General features: G+C 67.8%; 18 protein-coding genes and 1 pseudogene. 16 read left to right on the top strand and 3 right to left on the bottom strand.

The window, feature by feature from the left end; all coding sequences use genetic code 11:
• From KDH83_RS32580 to flhF, 4 genes and pseudogenes are all read left to right on the top strand, one after another.
• A pseudogene (locus KDH83_RS32580) lies at positions 1–941 on the top strand (chemotaxis protein); the annotation flags it as partial.
• Positions 942–1,114: 173 nt separating this feature from the next.
• Positions 1,115–2,269 (top strand): flagellar biosynthesis protein FlhB, encoded by a 1,155-nt coding sequence (gene flhB / locus KDH83_RS16620; protein WP_212317870.1) that lies wholly within the window; start codon positions 1,115–1,117, stop codon positions 2,267–2,269.
• 3 nt (positions 2,270–2,272) lie between these two features.
• Positions 2,273–4,393: a flagellar biosynthesis protein FlhA gene (gene flhA / locus KDH83_RS16615; protein WP_212317868.1), complete on the top strand. Its 2,121-nt coding sequence runs from the start codon at positions 2,273–2,275 to the stop codon at positions 4,391–4,393.
• On the top strand, positions 4,390–7,443 hold the full coding sequence (gene flhF, locus KDH83_RS16610; protein WP_212317866.1) for a flagellar biosynthesis protein FlhF: 3,054 nt from the start codon (positions 4,390–4,392) through the stop codon (positions 7,441–7,443). Before flhA ends, flhF begins: the two co-directional genes overlap by 4 nt.
• A gap of 56 nt (positions 7,444–7,499) precedes the next feature.
• Here the strand turns inward: flhF and KDH83_RS16605 are convergent, their stop codons facing one another.
• The 3 genes from KDH83_RS16605 to flgA form a co-directional block, all read right to left on the bottom strand.
• A complete protein-coding gene (locus tag KDH83_RS16605) occupies positions 7,500–7,979 on the bottom strand; it encodes a flagellar protein FlgN (protein WP_212317864.1) in 480 nt (159 codons plus the stop codon).
• Between the two features lie 33 nt (positions 7,980–8,012).
• Positions 8,013–8,306 carry a flagellar biosynthesis anti-sigma factor FlgM gene (gene flgM, locus KDH83_RS16600; RefSeq protein WP_212317862.1) on the bottom strand — a complete coding sequence of 98 codons (294 nt, stop codon included), beginning with the start codon at positions 8,304–8,306 and terminating at the stop codon, positions 8,013–8,015.
• A gap of 140 nt (positions 8,307–8,446) precedes the next feature.
• Positions 8,447–9,160 (bottom strand): flagellar basal body P-ring formation chaperone FlgA, encoded by a 714-nt coding sequence (gene flgA / locus KDH83_RS16595; RefSeq protein WP_212317860.1) that lies wholly within the window; start codon positions 9,158–9,160, stop codon positions 8,447–8,449.
• 184 nt (positions 9,161–9,344) lie between these two features.
• Here flgA and flgB point away from each other — a divergent pair, with 184 nt between their 5' ends.
• The 12 genes from flgB to KDH83_RS16535 form a co-directional block, all read left to right on the top strand.
• Positions 9,345–9,752: a flagellar basal body rod protein FlgB gene (flgB, locus tag KDH83_RS16590; RefSeq protein ID WP_103274020.1), complete on the top strand. Its 408-nt coding sequence runs from the start codon at positions 9,345–9,347 to the stop codon at positions 9,750–9,752.
• 156 nt (positions 9,753–9,908) lie between these two features.
• Positions 9,909–10,328, top strand: a complete 420-nt coding sequence (flgC, locus tag KDH83_RS16585) for a flagellar basal body rod protein FlgC (RefSeq protein WP_103274021.1) — start codon at positions 9,909–9,911, stop codon at positions 10,326–10,328.
• 53 nt (positions 10,329–10,381) lie between these two features.
• Positions 10,382–11,080, top strand: coding sequence for a flagellar hook capping FlgD N-terminal domain-containing protein (locus KDH83_RS16580; RefSeq protein ID WP_212317858.1), 699 nt, complete (start codon positions 10,382–10,384; stop codon positions 11,078–11,080).
• An 88-nt stretch (positions 11,081–11,168) separates the two neighbouring features.
• The gene (locus KDH83_RS16575; RefSeq protein ID WP_212317856.1) at positions 11,169–12,665 is read left to right on the top strand and encodes a flagellar hook-basal body complex protein; all 1,497 of its coding nucleotides are present in this window, start codon (positions 11,169–11,171) and stop codon (positions 12,663–12,665) included.
• A 168-nt stretch (positions 12,666–12,833) separates the two neighbouring features.
• Positions 12,834–13,598, top strand: coding sequence for a flagellar basal body rod protein FlgF (locus KDH83_RS16570; protein WP_212317853.1), 765 nt, complete (start codon positions 12,834–12,836; stop codon positions 13,596–13,598).
• Positions 13,599–13,655: 57 nt separating this feature from the next.
• Complete coding sequence (gene flgG, locus KDH83_RS16565) at positions 13,656–14,441, top strand: flagellar basal-body rod protein FlgG (protein ID WP_103274025.1); 786 nt, start codon at positions 13,656–13,658, stop codon at positions 14,439–14,441.
• The gene (locus KDH83_RS16560) at positions 14,441–15,130 is read left to right on the top strand and encodes a flagellar basal body L-ring protein FlgH (RefSeq protein WP_212317851.1); all 690 of its coding nucleotides are present in this window, start codon (positions 14,441–14,443) and stop codon (positions 15,128–15,130) included. The genes flgG and KDH83_RS16560 overlap by 1 nt, the downstream gene beginning before the upstream one ends.
• Before the next feature lie 154 nt (positions 15,131–15,284).
• On the top strand, positions 15,285–16,412 hold the full coding sequence (locus KDH83_RS16555) for a flagellar basal body P-ring protein FlgI (RefSeq protein WP_249205159.1): 1,128 nt from the start codon (positions 15,285–15,287) through the stop codon (positions 16,410–16,412).
• A gap of 4 nt (positions 16,413–16,416) precedes the next feature.
• A complete protein-coding gene (gene flgJ, locus KDH83_RS16550) occupies positions 16,417–17,388 on the top strand; it encodes a flagellar assembly peptidoglycan hydrolase FlgJ (RefSeq protein ID WP_212317849.1) in 972 nt (323 codons plus the stop codon).
• Between the two features lie 72 nt (positions 17,389–17,460).
• Complete coding sequence (flgK, locus tag KDH83_RS16545; RefSeq protein ID WP_212317847.1) at positions 17,461–19,137, top strand: flagellar hook-associated protein FlgK; 1,677 nt, start codon at positions 17,461–17,463, stop codon at positions 19,135–19,137.
• A 55-nt stretch (positions 19,138–19,192) separates the two neighbouring features.
• Positions 19,193–20,446, top strand: a complete 1,254-nt coding sequence (flgL, locus tag KDH83_RS16540) for a flagellar hook-associated protein FlgL (protein WP_212317845.1) — start codon at positions 19,193–19,195, stop codon at positions 20,444–20,446.
• 138 nt (positions 20,447–20,584) lie between these two features.
• A partial coding sequence (locus KDH83_RS16535; RefSeq protein WP_212317843.1) for a Tar ligand binding domain-containing protein occupies positions 20,585–21,495 on the top strand: 911 nt, incomplete at its 3' end.

Below are 21,495 nucleotides of genomic sequence, written 5' to 3'. Positions count from 1 at the left end.
CCGAGCGCGTCAATGCGGCCACCAGCGACATCGGCAGGCATACCGGCGAAATGCTGGAGCTGGTCGATTCCACCGGCCGCCAGACCGACACGCTGCGCGCCGACGTCGAGGCTTCGGGCGAGGTGCTGACGCGCACCAGCGCCGATTTCGACCGCTTCGTGCATGATTTCGAGGGCATGAACCGGCAGGTGGGCGAAGTGGTGCAGGCGATCGGCGAGGTCGACGCCACCAACCACGGCATGAGCGAGGAGGTCAGCCGCATCGCGGCGCTGGCCGCCGACGTGCTCGAACGCGTCGGCAGCATGTCGGGCGAGATCGACCGCATCCGGCGCCAGACCGAGAGCGTGCAGGAAGTGCTGGCCGCCACGCGCACCGGCGACACGGCCTTCGACCTGCTTTCCGAGGCGCTGGACGCCTTCCGCGAGCAGGCCGCGCGCCTGCTGGAAGGCGCGCGCAAGCGCGGGCTGGACGTGTTCGATCGCCACTACCAGCGCATCGCGCAGAGCGATCCTCCGCGCTACCACACGGTCTACGACCGAGGCATCGACGAGGCGCTCACGCGGCTGCTGGACAGCGTGTTGGAAGCCATTCCGGGCGGCAGCTACGCGTTGCTGGTCGACGCGCGCGGCTACGCGCCGGCGCACAACAGCCGTTATTCGCACGCGCCCACGGGCGACCCGAAGGTGGACATCGCGCGCGCCCGCCACAAGCGCATCTTCGACGACCCGGTGGGCCAGCGGCTGGCGGCCAACACCGCCGGGCAGCTGTTCCAGACCTATTCGCGCGACACCGGCGAGATCGTCAACGACATCTCCGTCCCTGTTTATTTGGGGCCGGAACACTGGGGCGCGGTACGGATCGGGCTGGACTATGCCCGCTTCCAGGCGGCGACGGAGCAGGGCGCCCAGGCCGGGGCCCATCCCCTGACCGCCGCCGGCTGAACGGCGCCAGCGGGGCCGGCCGGGACGGCGTCGGACCCGGCCCGGCGCCGCATTGCGGAATAGCGCCGCTTTCCCCCCGTTTCTTGGCTTATCGCGAAAAGGCCAGGCCTCCTAGAATCTCGGCGGGCAGCTCGTAACCGCAAAATCCACGGGCGCCGACACCACCGCAGAGCATGGCCGACGAAAGCGACCTCGAGAAAACCGAAGCCGCCTCTCCCAGGCGCCTGGAAAAGGCGCGCGAGGAGGGGCAGATCGCGCGTTCCCGGGAACTGGGCACGTTCATGATGCTGGCCGCCGGCGTCGCGGCGATCTGGCTGGGCGGCGGCTCGCTGTACCGGGGCCTGAGCGGGGTGCTGCGCAACGGCCTGGCCTTCGACCAGCGCGTGCCGCTGGATCCGGGCGTGATGGTGGAACAGGCCGTGCAGGGCTTCGGCCAGGCGCTGATGACCCTGCTGCCGATTTTCGGCCTGCTGGCCGTGATCGCGGTGCTGTCCAGCGTGGTGCTGGGCGGGATCGTGATCTCGGGCAAGCCGCTGCAACTCAATCTGTCCAAGCTCAGCCCGCTCGCCGGCCTCAAGCGCATGTTCTCCTCGCAGACGGTGGTCGAGCTGGTCAAGGCGCTGGCCAAGGCCCTGCTGGTGGGCGGCGTGGCGGTCTGGGTGATCTGGCGCTACCACGACGACATGCTGGGCCTCATGCACGTGGCGCCCTCGGCGGCGCTGACGCGCGCGCTGACCATCGTCGCCATCTGCTGCGCGCTGATCGTGGCCTCGCTGGCGGTGATCGTCGCGCTGGACGTGCCCTGGCAGATCTGGAGCCACCTGAAGAAGCTGCGCATGTCCAAGGAGGACGTGCGGCAGGAACACAAGGAAAGCGAGGGCGACCCGCACGTCAAGGCCCGCATTCGCCAGCAGCAGCGCCAGGCCGCGCGCCGTCGCATGATGGCCGACGTGCCCAAGGCGGACGTGGTGGTGACCAACCCCACGCACTATGCCGTGGCGCTGCAGTACGACGAATCGAAGAACGGCGCGCCGCGCGTGCTGGCCAAGGGCACCGGCCTGATCGCGGCCAAGATCCGCGAGCTGGCTGCCGAACACAAGATTCCCACATTGGAAGCGCCGCCGCTGGCGCGCGCATTGCATCAACACGTCGAGCTGGGGCAGGAAATCCCGGCCGAGCTGTATACCGCGGTGGCCGAAGTGCTGGCGTGGGTGTTCCAGTTGCGCTCGTGGCGCGCTGGCTGGGGGGCCGAGCCGACCGCGCCGTCCCGCCTGCCGGTGCCGGCCGCGCTGGACCCGCAAGCCAAGACCGCAGCTCAAGGAGTCTAAGGAATGAGCGCTCTGCTCTCCATGCTGAAGAACAATGGCGCCGCGCACGCGCGGATCCTGGCCGGCCCCATCCTGATCGTGATGGTGCTGGGCATGATGGTGTTGCCGCTGCCCACGTTTCTGCTCGACCTGCTGTTCACCTTCAACATCGCGCTGTCGGTGATGATCCTGCTGGTGGCCATGTTCACGCGCAAGCCGCTGGACTTCGCCGCCTTCCCCGCGGTGCTGCTGTTCGCCACGCTGCTGCGGCTGTCGCTGAACGTCGCCTCGACCCGCGTGGTGCTGCTGCACGGCCATACCGGCCCGGACGCGGCGGGCAAGGTGATCGAGGCCTTCGGCCACTTCCTGGTGGGCGGCAACTTCGCGGTCGGGATCATCCTGTTCGTGATCCTGACCATCATCAACTTCATCGTCATCACCAAGGGCGCGGGCCGTATCGCCGAAGTCGGCGCGCGCTTCACCCTGGACGCCATGCCCGGCAAGCAGATGGCGATCGACGCCGACCTGAACGCCGGCCTGATCGGCGAGGACGAGGCCCGCAAGCGGCGCGCCGAGGTGTCGCAGGAATCGGACTTCTTCGGCTCCATGGACGGCGCCAGCAAGTTCGTGCGCGGCGACGCCATCGCCGGCCTGCTGATCATGGCCATCAACATCATCGGCGGCCTGATCGTGGGCGTGGCCCAGCACGATATGTCGATGAGCGATTCGGCCCGCGTCTATACGCTGCTGACGATCGGCGACGGCCTGGTGGCCCAGATCCCGGCGCTGGTGATCTCGACCGCGGCCGGCGTGGTGGTGTCGCGCGTGTCCACGGACCAGGACATCGGCCAGCAGATGATCAGCCAGCTGTTCTCCAACCCCAGCGTGATGTTCCTGACCGCGGGCATCATCGGCATCATGGGGCTGATCCCGAACATGCCGCACGTCGCCTTCCTGACGCTGGCCGGCGGCCTGGCCTGGGGCGGCTGGACACTGAACAAGCGCCGCAAGGCGGCAGAGGAAGCCGCGCGCGAGGTGCCACAGCAGGCGGTGACGCAGGCGCAGGCCGCGGCCGCCGAGGCCAGCTGGGACGACGTGTCCATGGTGGATCAGTTGGGGCTGGAGGTGGGCTACCGGCTGATTCCGCTGGTCGACCATGCGCAGAACGGCGAGCTGCTGCACCGCATCCGCAGCCTGCGCAAGAAGTTCGCCCAGGACGTGGGCTTCCTGCCGCCCGTGGTCCATATCCGCGACAACCTTGAACTCAAGCCCAACGACTACCGCATCCTGCTGTCGGGCGTGGAAGTGGGCCATGGCGTGGCCATGCCCGGCCAATGGCTGGCGATCGACCCGGGCGGCGTGACCATGCAGATCAAGGGCACGCCCACCACCGACCCGGCCTTCGGCCTGCCGGCGCTGTGGATCGACGGCGGCTTGCGCGACCAGGCCCAGGTGGCCGGCTACACGGTGGTGGATGCCGGCACGGTCGTGGCCACCCATCTGAACCACCTGATGCACCGCCACGGCTCCAGCCTGCTGGGCCGCCAGGAGGTGCAGCAGCTGCTCGAGCGCATCGGCCGCGATTCGCCCAAGCTGGTCGAGGACCTGGTGCCCAAGACGCTGTCGCTCACGGCGCTGCAGAAGGTGCTGCAGGGGTTGTTGTCGGAGGAAGTGCCGATCCGCGACATGCGCACCATCATCGATACGCTGTCCGAGCATGGCCCGCGCCTGGCCGCGCTGGCGGCCGCCACCGGCGGCCAGCCCGACATCCAGGAACTGATCGCGCTGACCCGCCGCTCGCTGGGCCGCGCCATCACGCAGCAATGGTTCCCCGGCGAGGGCGAGCTGCGCGTGATCGGCCTGGACGTCAAGCTGGAACGGGTGCTGGCGCAGGCGCTGACCACCAGCGGCGGCCTGGAGCCGGGCCTGGCCGACACCTTGCTGCGCGAGACGCATGCGGCGCTGGAGCGTCAGGAGTCGCAGGGCAACGCGCCGGTGCTGCTGGTGTCGCCGGTCCTGCGCGCGCCTTTGTCGCGCTTCCTGCGGCACCACCTGCCGCAGCTGGGCGTTTTGTCGAATACGGAAATACCGGATGAGCGCATGGTCCGCGTGACGGCGCTCATCGGCGGAGGTAACGGGGCATGAAGATAAGCCGCTTTTTCGGGCTGAACAGCCGTGACGTGATGCGCCAGGTGCGCCAGGTGCTGGGGCCGGACGCGCTGATCGTGTCGAACCGCAGCGTCGACGGCGGCATCGAGGTGCTGGCCACGGTGGACGGCGCCTTCGACGAGGCTGCCGGACAGGCGCCGCAGCAGCCGCAACAGCACGCGTCGCAACAGGCGCCTGAACACGTCACGCACCACGCGCCATACCAGGAGCAGGCGCCCGGCGCGCACTCGCCGTATCGCGAGGCCGCTCCGGCCGCCCCGTCTCCCTACCGTGAGTCCGCGCCGGCGGACACGGCGCCCGCCGCCATGCCGCCGTCGGCCTATCCGGCACCGTCGCGTCCGATCGCCGCCTACCAGTCGGCCTATGCCGCGTCGGCATTGCCGGAAGAAGAGGATGAGGCGGGCATGATGCCGGCGTCCGCGCCCGCCGCGCCGGTGCGCGTGGAAATGCCGCCGCTGCCGTCCGCCGCGCCGGTGCGGATGGAGATGCCGCCCTTGGCGCCGGCCGCGCCGGTGCGCATGGAAATGCCGCCCTTGCAGGCCGCGCCGCAGGCCCGCGCGCCCGCCATGCCCGCCGCGCCGCCAGCGCCGGCGCTGCAAGGCTACGCGCGGCCGCCGGCGCCGCAGCAGCCGCCCATGCCGCAGCTACGCGCCACGCCGCAGCTACACGCCACGCCGCAGCAACACGCCACGCCGCAGCCGCCGGCGGCGCCGTCCGCGTATCGGGCCGCGGGTTGCGCGGCCGGCCCGCCGGTCTCGCCCGCCGCGCCGGCCGCGCCCATGCCCGCGGCCCCGCCCGCGCCGCCGCGCGTCGCTGCGCCGCAGCCGCCCGCCGCGCCCATGGCCCGCATGCCCGATTCGCCGATGCCCCAGGGGCTGGCGTTGCCGCCGGGCGCCTTGCCGGCCGACACGGCCGCCGGCCTGCAGAGCGCGATCAGCGCCTTGCGCGGCGCGCTGGAAAGCCGCATGGATGGCCTGCTCTGGGGCGGACGCCAGGGGCCCGGCCGCGAACCGGCCGGCGCGGCGCTGTTCCGCAGCCTGCTGGACGCGGGTTTCAGCACCAAGCTGGTCCGCACGCTGGTCGAGCGCATGCCCGAGGGGCTGGACGCCGATGCCGCGCTGGCCTGGGCGCGCAACGAACTGGTCACGCACCTGCCGGTGCTGGGCTCGGAGGATACGTTCCTGAGCGGCGGCGTGTACGCGCTGGTCGGTCCCACCGGCGTGGGCAAGACCACCACGCTGGCCAAGCTGGCGGCGCGCTGCGTCGCGCGCGAGGGCCGCGACCAGGTCGCCATGCTGACGACCGACAATTTCCGGATCGGCGCGCTGGAACAGCTGCAGATCTACGGGCGCCTGATGGGCGTGCCCACGCATTCCGTGCGCGACGCCGGCGAGCTGCGTCGCTTGCTGGCCGAGCTGGGCAGCCGCAAGATCGTGCTGATCGACACCACCGGCATCAGTCAGCGCGACCGCCACGTGGCCGAGCAGGCCGCGATGCTGTGCGACGCCGGCAAGACCGTGCGTCGCCTGCTGGTGCTCAACGCCGCCAGCCAGGGCGACACGCTGGACGAGGTGGCGCACGCCTATCGCAACGGCGTGGGCGAGGACGTGGCCGGCTGCATCATCACCAAGCTGGACGAAGCCTCGCGCCTGGGCGCGGCGCTGGACACGGCCATCCGCCACCGCCTGCCGATCCATTACATGTCGGTCGGCCAGAAGGTGCCCGAGCATCTGGAACTGGCGCGTCCCGACGCGTTGATCGACCGCGCCTTCGCCATGGTGGAGCGCGCCCGCGCGCTCTATACCCCGAGCGAGGCGGACCTGGCGTCGCTGTGGTCCTCGGCCAAGGAAACCCCGGCCGTCGACCCGGCGCGGCGCCGGCAGTTGCTGGCCTCGGCCATCCTGCGGCCGCAGGGCGGGGCCGCGGCGGTCGAGGCGGCGCAGAATCTGGACGATACGCTGAACTGGCTGGACAGCGACCTGGCCTGCGCCCGGGCGCGCGCGTCCTGGCGCGAGTACGTCAGCGACGGCGCGGGTTCCAGCCTGTCGGCGCTGGCCGACGAGCCGCTGGCGATGGCGCGGCGCGAATTCTCCGCCGTCTGCGGACGGCATTTGCTGGTCATGCACGGCAAGGTCGGCATGAAGGGCGACAACCTGCCGGGAGGCACGCTGCTGGGTTCCATGCTGATGAGCGACCGGGGTGCCGCGCTGGCTGCGCCGGCGCAGCAGCTGGCGCTGGCCCACGGCATGCTGTCCTCGTTCGCGCCGGGCGCGGCCGCGCAGCCGGATCCGGCCGCGGCGCTGGAGGCGCGCGTACGCTGGCTGGGCGGGCAGCTCGGCCAGGTGCCGCTGGTGCACATGCTGGAGGCGGGCACCTCGTCGCTCTGGTCCGCGCTCACGGAGCAGGGCGTGTCCTGGGTGGCCCGCAGTCCGGGCGGCCTGCGCGTGATCCAGGACGAATGTCCGACCAATCTGAATGCCGTGGGCAAGAGCGTGGGCTATCTGCCTGTCGGGCAACCTGGCGACATGCCGGGCCTGCGTCCGGTGGCCGGCGGCCGCGCGGCGCCGCTGGCGCTCTGGGCCTCGGGCACGGAGATCGGCCTGCCGGGCCGGGCCGGCGAATCCCCGGTGCGGCTGGTGTGTGCGCGCTTGATCGATACGGTCAGCGGCGAAGTGGCGGCGCAGTTCTTCGGCCTGACCAATCTGCCGGCCTCGCAGGCGGATGCCGGCATGGTCGCGCGTTGGCTGGTGCTGCAGGACGAGGCCAAGGCGGGCTTCCGCTACATGGCCAATGCCTGGCAGGCCCTGCCGGCCGTCGATGGCGCCCATGCGCTGGCGCGCCAGGCCTTGATGGCCGGCCAGCTGGCCGCCGCTTGCTGGCAGCTGGCGCATTCGCCAGCGGCGGAGGTGGTCAGGGGACCCTTGTCGGGCGTGGCTGGCGTGGATCGCGTCAAGCTGACCGGCCGCATGCTGCCGGTGGCGCTCTTGAAGATGTACGCGATGCTGGAGATGGCCGACGGCGGCTGAGGCGCGCCCTTGGCGGCAAGGCGGAGAAAGGGAAGGGGCGCGCGTCGTTCCCGGCTTCAGCCGGCGACGATGGGCTTGCGGCCCGGGGCGCTGCGCGTGCCGCGGCCCTGGGCGTCGTAGGTCGAGGTGCTGGCCGGCCCGCCGCCCAGTCCGCGCAGCGCGTCCAGCGACTGCTGGGTATAGCGCAGGTGCACGTCGATCAGGGCGCCGTTGCGCAGATTGATTTCATTGGCCGACGCCGACTTGCTCAGCAGGGCTTGCCACACGCCCGACAGCTGCGGGTGTTGCGCGGCGGCCTGTTCGGTGCCGGCATGGCCGGCGGGCAGGCCGATCTCGGCCAGCAACGCATCGCGGGTCTGGCTCAATTCCACCAGCTTGTGGGCGATGCCGCTCTTGCGCTCGGTGATGTCATGCAGCGCGTCGATGTCTCCCGGACCCACCAGCACCTCGGTTTCAGCCTCCAGAATGGCGGCGAACTCGGTGATCAGTGCGTCTTCCTGCTTCATGCAGGCTTGCAGGGATTCGACGGTGCTCATGATGTCAGGGCGATGGCGGACGTGAAAGGGAGGCTATTTCAGCAGGTCGCGGGCGCTGGCGATCAGGCTGTCGGCGATGCGGCCGGTGTCGATCTTCAGCTGTCCCGATGCGATGGCGGCGCGAATGGAGGCCACGCGTTCGACGTTGATGTCGTTCGATCCTTCCTGCAGCGCGAGCAGCTTGCGCGAAGCCGAGCTGAGCGCGACTTGCGAGCTGCTGGCGCCGCCGCCGGCAACGGCGCCGTAGGCCTGCGCGGCCGCGGCTTCGGGGCGGGCGCCGACGGCGTCGGCCGAAATGGGCCGGTTGGTGGTCGAGTTGATTTTCAAGATGATCTCCGCAGGGCGTCCCGGGTCGATTTGCGACGGTTCCGCCTACTCATGCCTCTGTAACGACAGGGCCGGAAGGAACTTTAGGGTAGCCGGCCCGCTGGCGCAACACGATATGTAACATTCCCTGCAATCCTTGCCTACAAGTGCATTTCAACCAGCCCGGCGTTGCGGACCACGCCGCTGACCACCTGTCCGCTGGGCATGCGTACCTGGACGGTGGCGCCCGGCGCGGCGTTGTCCAGCGCCTGGCCTTCGCTGCTGACCATGAAACCCTTGCCGACGGCGTTGATCCGGACGCTGCTGCCGCGCACAACGGACTGGGCGTTGCGCAGGGCGGCGCCCTTGATCGGCTGGCCGGCGGTGATCCGATAGGCCGCCGTCATGCCGGCCACCGTGTCCGGATCGGTGATCGCGCCCGGGGGCAGGGCGACAAGGTCGCCGTCGCGCGGCGCCAGGTCGGCCGGGGTCAGGGCCTGGCCGGCCGCGATCGTGCGCGAGGCGACGTAGTACTGGCCCGGCACGCTGACGCTGGCCTGGACATAGGCGGTCCAGGCCTTGGGCGCGGTGCAGCGGATGCCCACGGTCATGCGCGAGCGCGGCTTCATGCCGGACGGTAAAAACGGGGACATGGCCTCGCAAGGCGTCAGGCGCTCGTTGCGGGGCGGGTCGATGGTGATGGACGGCTGGCCGGGCAGGGCCGAGAGCTGTTCCTGCAGATACGACAGCGCGGTCGCCGCGATTGCCTCGGGCGCCTGGAAGGCGGTTTCCTGTGCCTGGACCACGGCCACGGACCCCGGCAGCAACAGGCCGAGGGTGAGCGCGTGGGCAGCGAGGCGGGAACAAGTCGTCATGGGCTCATTGTAGAGGCGGGCCCTGCCGGGCAATAGGTGAATTGCGTGAGAAATGGCGGGTTATTTGGCTGATTGTGGCGGCCGGCCCGACCCTATGATGCCGTCATCCAATGGGATAAAGGCCCGTGCCTCGTCCCTGGCTGTTTTCAGATCCGTACCGCCACGCACCCCACAAGGCACCCCGATGCTAGACAGGCTCAACGAGGATTTCCGCTTCTTCCAGCAATCGCTGTCGCTGCGCGCGCAGCGCCAGGAAGTGCTGTCCTCCAACATCGCCAACGCCGACACGCCGAACTACAAGGCGCGCGACTTCGACTTCCGCACGGCGATGCAGACCGCCATGGAAGGCAGCAAGCGCCTGGCCGACACCTCGCTGACGCTGACCTCGGCCCGCCACATCCCGGCCAAGGCTGTCTCGCAGGGCCCGACCGACCTGCTGTACCGGCTGCCGTACCAGCCCAGCATGGACGGCAACACGGTGGAAATGGACGTGGAGCGCGTGCAGTTCGCCGACAACACCTTGCACTACCAAAGCAGCATGCAGATCCTGTCCAGCCGCATCAAGGGCATGATGGCCGCGATTCAAGACTAGGGGTGAAGCCCACCCCCGAAGCGCTGCGCGCTTCCCCCTCCAGGGGGCGCCAAGGTGGACTGGCAAAGCCGGCTCCGCGTGGCCTGGATGGAGCGAGACCTGTGCTGTATGTCGCGGGTATGTTGGTCTACTGATTTATTAAGGGAGCATTGGGCAATGTCCTTGCTGAGCATTTTCAACATCGCCGGTTCGGCGCTCAACGCGCAGTCGCAGCGCATGAACGTGGCCGCCAGCAACATGGCCAACGCCGACAGCGTCGTCGGTCCCGACGGCCAGCCGTACCGCGCCCGCCAGGTCGTGTTCCAGGTCGATCCGGCGCCCAACCAGGCGCTGGGGCAGGAGATCGGCGGCGTGCGCGTGGCCGGCGTGGTCCAGGACCCGTCGCCGCTCAAGATGGTCTACGACCCCAAGCATCCGATGGCCAACCCCCAGGGCTACGTCAGCATGCCCAACGTGGATCCGGTGGCCGAAACCGTGAATATGATCGCCGCGTCGCGTTCCTACCAGGCCAACGTGGAGGTGCTCAACACCGCCAAGAGCCTGATGCAGAAAACGCTGACCATCGGCCAGTCCTGATCCCCCATTCCGCGCGCCGCGCCGCCCGCGCGGGATAACCAGAGAACGAGTTCATGAGCGTAATCGACCAATCCACCAGCAAGACCGGGCTGGGCCTGGCGCAGACCGGCGCCAATGACCTGAACACCGCCAAGGGCCTGCAGGACCAGTTCCTCAAGCTGCTGATCACGCAGATGAAGAACCAGGATCCGCTGAACCCGATGCAGAACGCCGAACTGACGTCGCAGTTGGCGCAGATCTCGACGGTCGAAGGCATCAACAACCTGAAGAACACGCTGCTGTCGATCGGCGGCCAGATCGACGTGTCGCAGTCGATGAACGCCGTGGCCATGATCGGCAAGGGCGTGCTGGTTCCCGGCTCCAAGGTCAAGGTTGGGGTGGACGCGCAGAATCCCGAGGCGCGCGTGGTCACGCCGTACGGCATCGACCTGCAGAAGGACGCCGCCAAGGTCCAGGTCCGCATCTCGGATGCCAATGGCGCCGTGATCCGCACCATGGAACTGGGCGAGAAGAAGGTCGGCGTGTACACGCTGGACTGGGACGGCAAGAACGACGCGGGCGTGCCGATGGAAGCGGGCGCCTACACGGTGTCGGTCACGGCCTCGGATGTCGACGGCAAGAAGGTCGCCGCCGAAATGCTGAGCTACGGCAAGGTCAAGAGCGTGGCTTACTCGACCAACGGCCTGCGACTGGACCTGGGCCTGGACGGCCAGACCAGCATGCTGGATGTGCGCAAGGTGATCGGCGCCTGAGCGCCGCAACCGTACCCCTCTATATATAGACACAGGCGCCGGCGCGGACGCGGCGGTTTCGGACTACTAGGAATCAGCGAGAGAAAACATGGGCTTCGGACAAGGATTGAGCGGCTTGAACGCCGCTGCGCAAAACCTGGACGTGATCGGCAACAACATCGCCAACTCGGGCACCGTCGGCTTCAAGTCCGGCTCGGCCAGTTTCGCCGATGTGTACGCCAGCTCGCGCGTGGGCCTGGGCACCAAGGTGTCGGGCATCACGCAGCGTTTCACCGTGGGCACCATCAACGGCGGCGGTGGCGAATATGACATCGCCATCGACGGCGCCAAGGGCATGTTCCGCGTCACCGATTCCGGCGGCGGGGTGATGTACACCCGCAATGGCGAATTCCAGGTCGACAAGAACAACTTCATCGTCAACGCCCAGGGCTACCGCCTGACCGGCTACCCGGCCAACGCGATCGGCGCCAACCCGGTCGAGCTGCAGCTGCCCACCGCCAACGTGGCGCCCAAGGCCACCAGCACCGCAACCAGCGTGGCCAACCTGGACGGCAACGCCAAGGTGGTCTATCAAACCACTACCGTGGTGAAGCAGGACGAGGACGGCAAGGTAACGCTGACCAACACGGCGCCGGGGTCTACCCCAACGGCCTATACCTTCAAGCTCGATGCTACGGGGAAGGTTGTGTGGAATGCGCCCGCGCCGCCTGATGGCACGTACGGCACCGGGGCGAATGTGATCACCGTTGCCACTACGGGCGGGGTTACGGTGACGACCGGAGACTTGACCAAGGAGACCGGATACCAACCCTATGTGGCCGCCGTGACCGAGATCGGCAAGCCGTTCGATCCCAAGCTGACCAACAGCTACACCAATGCCTCGCCCATGACGGTCTACGACTCGCTGGGCAACTCGCACCAGGTGATGCAGTACTTCGTCAAGCGCCCCGCCGACGCCGCGGGCAACAGCGTCTACGAGGTCTACTATTCGATCGATGGCCAGGCCATGGCGCCGACCACGCAAGCCGGCGGCGTCTGGGGCAACCCGACGAAGTTCACCTTCAACACGTCCGGCGTGATGACCAGCGCCACCACCGTGAACCTGTCCTTCGCCAATCCGGGCGGCACCACCACGCCGGCCAGCCCGCTGAACATCGCGATCAACTACACCGGCACCACGCAGTACGGCAGCCCGTACGCGTTCAAGGGCACCCCGGACGGCTATACCTCGGGCGAGTTCCGCGGCATCAGCATCAACCCGGACGGCAGCCTGATGGCCGACTACACCAACGGCCAGAACGCCAACGTCGGCACCATCGTGCTGGCCGACTTCGCCAACCTGCAGGGCCTGCAGCCGATCGGCAACAACGCCTGGAAGGAAACCGGCGCGTCCGGCCAGCCGATCCTGGGCCAGCCGGGCTTTAACGGCCTGTCCAAGGTGGTGGGCCAGGCGACCGAGGCCTCCAACGTGGACATGAGCAAGGAACTGGTCAACATGATCATCGCGCAGCGCACCTATCAGGCGAACTCGCAGACGATCAAGACCCAGAACGAAATCATGCAGGTCCTGATGAATATCAAGTAGAGCCCACCCCCGCAGCGCCTGCGGCGCTTCCCCCTCAAGGGGGCGCCGGCGGCGGACCGGCGGAGCCGGATCCACGCGGCCCGGATTGTGGGGCGGCGCTTGCTGGCGAAGAGTGCTTCTACGTTTGAAATAGAAAGGCCGCGCGGTTTGCGGCCACGGAATAGACGAATGGATCGGATTATTTACACCGCCATGAACGGCGCGGCGCGGATCACGGAGCATCAGTCCGTGCTCGCCAACAACATGGCCAACGTGAACACGACGGGCTTTCGCGAGCAGATCGCGATGTACCGCTCGGTGCCGGTGACGGACGGCGTGAGCCTGCCGACGCGCGTCTCGACCGTGGCCTCCACGCCGCGCAACAACTTCGAGATGGGCAATATGCAGACCACGGGCCGCGAGATGGACGTGGCGCTGGCCAGCTCCAACGGCTGGTTCGCGGTGCAGACGCCGCAAGGCGAGGCCTACACGCGCGGCGGCAGCCTGCAGGTGGGCATCAACGGCCAACTGCAGACCTCGCTGGGCCAACCCATCGTGTCCGATCAGGGCGGCGTGATCGACGTGCCCGACCAGGCCGCGCTGACCATCTCCCCGGACGGCACCATCACCGCCATCGGCGCGGGCGATGCGCCGAACAATATCCTGAACCTGGGCCGGATCAAGATGACCAGCCTGCCCGAGGCGCAGCTGGTGCACGGCGACGATGGCGTGTTCCGTCTGGCGCCGGTGAACGGCCAGCCTGCGCCGCCGTCGCAGGTGGATCCGTCCCTGCGGCTGCTGTCCGGCGTGCTGGAAGGCAGCAACACCAATCCGATGACCGCCATGGTCGGCATGATCGAGAACGCCCGCCGCTTCGAGCAGCAGATGCAGGTGCTCCAGCATGCTGACCGCAACGCTGAACGCGCGAACGGCATCCTGTCCGCCGGCGCCTGAACCGAATAACCCATTGCACGAGCGGCCCCGGGGCCGCCGACCCAGGAGTACCAAATCATGATGCGTTCGCTGTGGATCGCCAAGACCGGCCTGGAAGGGCAGCAGACCTCCATGGACGTCATTTCCAACAACCTGGCCAACGTCGCGACCAACGGCTTCAAGCGCGGCCGCGCCGTGTTCCAGGACCTGATGTACCAGACGCTGCGCCAGCCCGGCGCCCAGGTGGGCGACGCCGCCCAGCTGCCCTCGGGCCTGCAGCTGGGCACCGGCGCGCGCGTGGCCGCGACCGAGCGCATCCACACCACCGGCGGTCTGAACAACACCGGCGGCGAACTCGACATCGCCATCAACGGCCGTGGCTTCCTGCAAGTGGAGCTGCCGGACGGCACTCAGGCCTACACCCGCGACGGCGCGCTGCAGCGCAACCAGAACGGCCAGCTGACCACGGTCAGCGGCTATGTGATCCAGCCGCCGATGAACGTGCCGGACAACGCGCTGTCGATCTCCATCGGCAACGACGGCATCGTCACCGTGACCCAGCCCGGCGCGGCCGGCATCAACGTGCAGATCGGCCAGCTGCAGATCGCCACCTTCATCAACCCGACCGGCCTGCAGAGCGTCGGCGAGAACCTGTACCTGGAAACCGACGCCTCCGGCCCGGCCAACCTGCTGCAGCCGGGCGTGGACGGCGCCGGCTCGATCCTGCACAAGTACGTGGAAACCTCCAACGTCAACGTGGCCGAAGAGCTGGTGAACATGATCACCACCCAGCGCGCCTATGAAATGAACAGCAAGGCCGTCAAGACGTCCGATGAAATGCTGGCCCGCCTGACCCAACTGTGATGTCGATGTCTGTCCTGCGCCTGGTTTCGAGTGCGGCCCTGGCTTTGCTGGTGGCCGGTTGCGCCATTATTCCGCCGGAGCCGGTGGTGACGGGGCCCACCACGGCCGCGCCGCCGCCGCCGCCCTCGACGCCGATGCAGCCCACGGGCTCGATCTACCAGCCCACCGCCTACGGCAACTATCCGCTGTTCGAAGACCGCCGTCCGCGCAACGTGGGCGACATCGTGACGATCGTGCTCAACGAACGCACCAATGCGTCCAAGAACGTCGCGACCAACACCAACCGCAGCGGCTCGGCCAACCTGGGCATCGCGGCGGCGCCGTCCTTCATGGACAGCTGGGCCAACGCCAACCTGAACACCGACGCCAAGGGCGGCAACGTGTCGCAGGGCAAGGGCGACAGCACGGCCAACAACGCCTTCACCGGCACCATCACCACCACGGTGGTGGGCGTGATGTCCAACGGCAACCTGCAGGTCGCCGGCGAAAAGCAGATCGCGATCAACCGCGGCAGCGAGTATGTCCGCTTCTCGGGCGTGGTCGATCCGCGCTCGATCACCGGCACCAACACGGTATCGTCCACGCAGGTGGCCGACGCCCGCATCGAGTACCGCAGCAAGGGCGTCATGGACGAGGTCCAGACCATGGGCTGGCTGCAGCGCTTCTTCCTGATTGCCTCGCCCTTCTGATGAGACAAAGCCCACCCCCGAAGCGCTGCGCGCCTCCCCCTCAAGGGGGCGCCGCCGCGGACCGGCAAAGCCGGCTCCGCGCGGCCCCGCTCGTGACGGCCTCGGCGTGTCGTGGCTGCATTTCCGGTGGCATGCAGGGCTATGGATTATTGACATGAAACACTCGAATCCTTTTTTCCGCCTGCTCGCCCGCACCTGCCTCGCGGCCAGCCTGCTGGCCGGCGCCGGCGCGGCGCAGGCCGAACGGCTCAAGGATCTGGCGTCGATCCAGGGCGTGCGCGGCAACCAGCTGATCGGCTACGGCCTGGTGGTCGGCCTGGACGGCAGTGGTGACCAGGTGCGCCAGACGCCGTTCACCCAGCAGAGCCTGACCAACATGCTGTCGCAGCTGGGCATCACCGTGCCCGCCGGCAGCAACATGCAGCTCAAGAACGTGGCGGCGGTGATGGTCACGGCCACGCTGCCAGCCTTCGCGCGGCCCGGCCAGACGATGGACGTGGTGGTGTCCTCCATGGGCAACGCCAAGAGCCTGCGCGGCGGCACGCTGCTGATGACCCCGCTCAAGGGCGCGGACAGCCAGGTCTACGCCATCGCCCAGGGCAACATCCTGGTCGGCGGCGCCGGCGCCTCGGCCGGCGGTTCCAGCGTGCAGATCAACCAGCTCAACGGCGGCCGCATCAGCGGCGGCGCCATCATCGAGCGCGGCGTGCCGACCACGTTCGCGCGCGACGGCTATATCTACCTGGAAATGAACAACACCGACTTCGGCACCGCGCAGAACGTCGTGGCGGCGCTGAACCGCAAATTCGGCCAGGGCACGGCGACCGCGCTGGACGGCCGGGTGGTGCAGGTGCGCACGCCCATGGAGCAGTCGGCCCAGGCCCGCTTCCTGTCGCAGATCGAGGACGTGCAGGTGGCGCGCGCGCCCACCGTGGCCAAGGTCATCATCAACGCCCGCACCGGCTCGGTGGTCATGAACCGCACCGTGATGATCGAGGAAGCCGCTGTCGCCCACGGCAACCTGTCGGTCATCATCAACCGCCAGAACCAGGTGTCGCAGCCCGATACGCCCTTCACCGAGGGACAGACCGTGGTGGTGCCGAACACGCAGATCGAGGTGCGCCAGGAAAACGGCTCGCTGCAGCGCGTGAACACCAGCGCCAACCTGGCTGACGTGGTCAAGGGCCTGAACGCGCTGGGCGCCACGCCGCAGGACCTGCTGGCCATCCTGCAGGCCATGAAGTCCGCCGGCGCGCTGCGCGCCGAACTCGAAATTATCTAAAGCCATGGCATACACCAGCGATGCGGCCGGCAAGGCGGGGCGACAGGAATCGGTCTTCGACCTGGGGCGCCTGTCGGACCTGAAGCGCGACGTCAAGCAGGATCCCGACGGCACCGCGCAGCAGAAGCAGGTCGCCAAGCAGTTCGAGGCGCTGTTCCTGCAGATGATGCTCAAGCGCATGCGCGAGGCGACGCCCAAGGAAGGGCTGTTCGACTCGCAGCAGTCGCTGATGATGCAATCCATGGCCGACGAGCAGCTGGCGCTGCACCTGGCCACGCCGGGCATCGGCCTGTCGCAGGCCATCCTGGGGCAGATGAAGCAGGGCAAGCCGGGCGAGCTGTCGGCCGACGCGGTCAAGCGCATCGGCCAGGGCTCGGACCTGGACTACGCCACCGGCGGTTCGCGCCAGGTGTCGGCGCTGCTGGGCGTGCTGCGCAACAACCGCGCCAGCGACCGCGCCATGGCGGCGGCCGAGGGCGCGCCGGAACATGTGGTCAGCTTCGTGTCGCGCATGTCGCACGCGGCCAACCTGGCGGCGCAGCAATCCGGCGTGCCGGCCCGCGTGATCCTGGGCCAGGCGGCGCTGGAATCGGGCTGGGGCCAGCGCGAGATCAAGCATCCGGATGGTCGCACCAGCCACAACCTGTTCGGCATCAAGGCCGGCGCCGGCTGGAAGGGGCAGGTGGTGCACGTGCTCACGACCGAATACGAAGACGGCGTGGCGAAAAAGGTGACGCAACCTTTCCGCGCTTATTCGTCCTATGAAGAATCCTTCGCCGACTACGCGCGCCTGATCGGCAACAGCCCGCGCTACGAGACGGTGGCGCAGGCGCGCAACGAAGTCGAGGCGGCGCGCCGTATTCAGAACTCGGGTTATGCGACCGATCCGCAGTACGCGCAGAAGCTGATTGGCATCATGAATCAGCTGCGGGGCGCGCCACGCGGCGCATCTACGCAAAAACCCGATGGACTCTAAATTTTGACGAATTCTCGCCGTTAAGCAGGTATCCACACCTTTAGCAGCGGTTACAAACGGGGCGATGTCAGCATGAATCTGTATAAATTGGCGTTGGGCGGTCTGAACGCTGCGCAGGCGGGCATCGCCACGACCAGCCACAATATCAACAACTCCACCACGGTCGGCTACAACCGCCAGCGCGTCATGACCTCGACCGCCGGCGCCCAGGCCACCAGCAACGGTTACATCGGCCGTGGCGTCCAGGTGGACACCGTCGTGCGCAGCTACGACAGCTTCCTGTACAAGCAGCTGGTTGGCGCGCAGGGCAGTGGCGCTCAGTTGCAGGCGCAGTTCGACCAGATTTCGCAGGTCAACAACCTGTTCTCCGATCGCACGGTCGGCATCGCGCCGGCGCTGTCGGGTTTCTTCACCGGCGTGAACACGGCGGCCAACGGACCTGCGGACCCGGCCGCGCGCTCGGACATGCTGGGCAAGTCGAACAGCCTGGCGACCCAGATCCGTTCCGCCTATCAGGAAATGCAGAACCAGCGCATGGGCCTGAACACCCAGATCGGCACCGTGGTCGAGCAGGCCAACAGCTACCTGACCCGCATCAACGATCTGAACGAGCAGATCTCGGCCGCCCGCGCCAAGGCCGGCGGCCAGCCGCCCAACGACCTGATGGACCAGCGCGACCAGGCCGTTTCCGAATTGAATCAATTGGTGGGCATCACCACCTATGAGCAGGGCGACAAGCTCAATATCTCCCTGGCCGCCGGCGGCCAGGCGCTGCTGTCGGGCCAGACCATCTACCCGCTGCAGGCCGTGTCCTCGTCCAAGGACATCAGCCGCACGGTGGTGGCCTACACGCTGCCGGCCGGTTCCGGCGGCAAGACCGTCACGGTCGAGCTGGGCGACACCGAAGTCACCGGCGGCAAGCTCGGCGGCCTGTTGCAGTTCCGCGCCACCTCGCTGGACGTGATGCAGAGCCAGCTTGGCCAGATGGCCGTGGGCCTGGCGATGTCGTTCAATGCGCAGCACAAGCTGGGCGTGGACCAGAACGGCGCTCCCGGCGGCGACTACTTCAGCATTGGTCAGCCCGTGGGCGTGCCGAATGCGCAGAACAAGAGCAATGCCCAGATTTCGGGCACCTTCGGCACGGTGGGCAACATCAATGCCAAGGACTACGACATTACCTTCGACGGCACCAACTACATGGTGACGCGCCTGCCCGAGGGCACGCAGGTCTACAACGGCTCGGCCAACGGCACGCCGCCGACCGCCACGCTGGACCTGGACGCCGAGGCGGGGGTGCGCCCGACGATCTCCGCGCCGCCGCAGGCCGGCGACAAGTGGTCGCTGTCGCCGACGCGCGACGCGGCGCGCGACCTCAAGGTCGTGATCACCGATCCCAACAAGATCGCCCTGGCCGATCCCGCGGGCGGCAACGCCAATGGCCAGAACGGCCTGAAGCTGGCGCAGCTGCAGACCGCCAAGGTCCTGGGTGGCAATACCACCAGCATCAATGAAATGTTCTCGCGGGTGGTCAACACCGTCGGCGTGCAGACGCAGCAGATCAAGTCGGCCGCCACTGCGCAGGCCAACCTGATCACGCAGAAGCTGGCCGCGCAGCAGAACGTGTCGGGCGTGAACCTGAACGAAGAATACGTCGGTCTGTCGCAGTACCAGGAACAGTATCAGGCCAGCGCCCGCATCATCGACGTGGCCAGCACCATGTTCGATACGCTGCTGGGCCTGCGAGGCTGAACGGGGCCCAGGGCCGCCACACGATAAGCAATAGAGAAATATACGGAGCTTCACCATGCGCCTGAGCACCTCCATGATGTACTCGAACGGCCTGAAGGGCGTTCTCTCTCAGGAAACGGACATGAACCGCCTGGTCGAGCAGATCGGCAGCGGCCGCAAGTTCCTGACCCCGGCGGACGATCCGCTGGCGGCCGCGCTGTCGATCAACGTGGCGCAGACGCAGAGCATGAACGCCACGTATCAGCTCAACCGCAACACGGCCAAGACCAACCTGGGCCAGGAAAACAACGTTCTGGATTCGGTCACCACGGCGCTGGAGTCCGTGCGCACCCGCGTGGTGCAGGCCGGCAACGGCACCATGTCCGACAGCGACCGCCAGGCTTTGTCCACCGCGCTCAAGAGCGCTCGCGAGGCCTTGCTCGGGCTGGCCAACAGCACCGACGGCAACGGCCAGTACATGTTCTCGGGCTATCAGGGCAGCGCGGCGCCCTACGTACAGAACGCGGCCGGCCAGATCGTGTACAGCGGCGCCACCGGCGAACGCACCATCCAGGTTGACCAATCGCGCCAGATGTCCACCAGCGACCTGGGCAAGGATATCTTCAGTCGGGCGAACCCCGGCGCGCAGGGTTACGTCAACTCGGCCTCGCCCGGCAATACCGGCACGGCCCAGTTCGGCACGGCGTCCATCACGCCGGGTGGCGCCAACGTGGGCAAGAATTTCAGCGTGGCGTTCGAAGCGGATCCGACCACGGGCGCGATCGGCTATCGCGTCACGACCACCGATCCGACCGGCGCCACGCCGCTTGTCGTCTTCCCGGCGCCGCCGGCCCCCGCTACTGCGTATTCCGACGGCGCGGCGATCGATTTCGGTGGCGTGTCCATCGTCGTCAAGGGCAAGCCGCAGAATGGTGACATCATCAATGTCGAGAACATCCAATCAGCCAACGTCGACGTGTTCAACACGCTGGACAATCTGATCAAGACGCTGGACTCGCCCATCGCAGGCGATGAGAAGGCGCTGGCCAAGCTGGCCAACGATCTGGCGACAGCCAACAAGAAGCTGTCCACCAGCTATGACAACGTGCTGACGGTGGCCGCCTCGGTCGGCGCGCGCATGAATGAGCTCGAGGCGCTGGACGCCACGGGCACGCAAAAGGGCCTTTCCTACACCAAGTCCCTGTCGGACCTGGAAAACCTGGACTACTACTCGGGCGCCAGCCAGCTGGCCTTCCGCCAGGTGGCGCTGCAGGCCGCGTCGGCGGCGTTCATGACGATCCAGGGATCGAGCCTGTTCAGCCGCAAGTAATTCGCAGTACCCGCCGGGTCCAGATGCCCGGCGGCCCGCAGGGCCCAGACGGACGCTGCCGGCGCCACGCCGGGGCGTCCGTGTCTGCGTGCGGCGGGGGAAATCGCAGTTTCACGTTGCCTAACGTTCGGAAGTTCCATGCTTGTCAATTTGAAAGTCCGCACATGTATCGTCCTGGTGCTCGTGTTGTTCACCGGCGCCATGTTCATCTCCAACGGCGTGGCCTGGTTGGGGTTGAATTCCAGCAATGACAAGCTGGAGCAGATCAACAAGGCTTATGGCGACCAGGCCTCGCAGCTGAGTCGCGCCTATAGCGTATTCCTGCGCGCACGGCTGGTGCTGAGCACCTCGCTGATGGACATGCAGCAGGGCAAGACCGAGCAGGCGGGCGCCCAGGCCAAGCGCTCGGAAGGCCTGATGCAGGATGGCTACAAGATGCTGGACACCTTCCGCAAGGTGCCGCGCCTGCCGGGCTCGGAGGCGCAGGCCGCCGCGCTGGAAACCGCCTTCAAGGAATTCGACGGCGTGGTCAAGCGCCAGGCCGCCGCGCTGATCAGCATGGCGATCCAGGACTACCTGGACCTGAACGACACCGCCAGCGCCGCCAACAGCAAGTTCCGCGAAGCCATCGACAGCTATCTGGCCTACGTCGACGCGCACACCGACGCGCTGGCCGCGCGCGCGGAAGCCGATCACAGCACGGCGCGCATGGTCACCATCGCGCTGCTGGCGATCGCCGTGATCCTGGCGCTGGGCTGCTGGGTCTTCATCAACCGCACGGTGCTGCGTCCGTTGCACGAGGCCGGCGGCCATTTCGACAAGATTGCCGGCGGCGATTTCACCGGCCGCATCGAGGTGCGCAGCACCAATGAGATCGGCTCGCTGTTCGCCGCGATCAAGCGCATGCAGGAAAGCCTGACGCGCACGGTGTCGGCGGTGCGTCGCGGCGTGGACGAGATCAACGTCGGTTCGCGCGAGATCTCGGCGGGCAACACGGACCTGTCCAGCCGCACCGAGCAGCAGGCGGCCTCGCTGGAGGAAACCGCGGC

Origin of the sequence: Achromobacter sp. Marseille-Q0513, from assembly GCF_018195695.1 — a bacterium.
In the GTDB taxonomy this organism is placed as follows: domain Bacteria; phylum Pseudomonadota; class Gammaproteobacteria; order Burkholderiales; family Burkholderiaceae_B; genus Achromobacter.
This window is presented reverse-complemented; position numbering and strand designations above follow the sequence as displayed.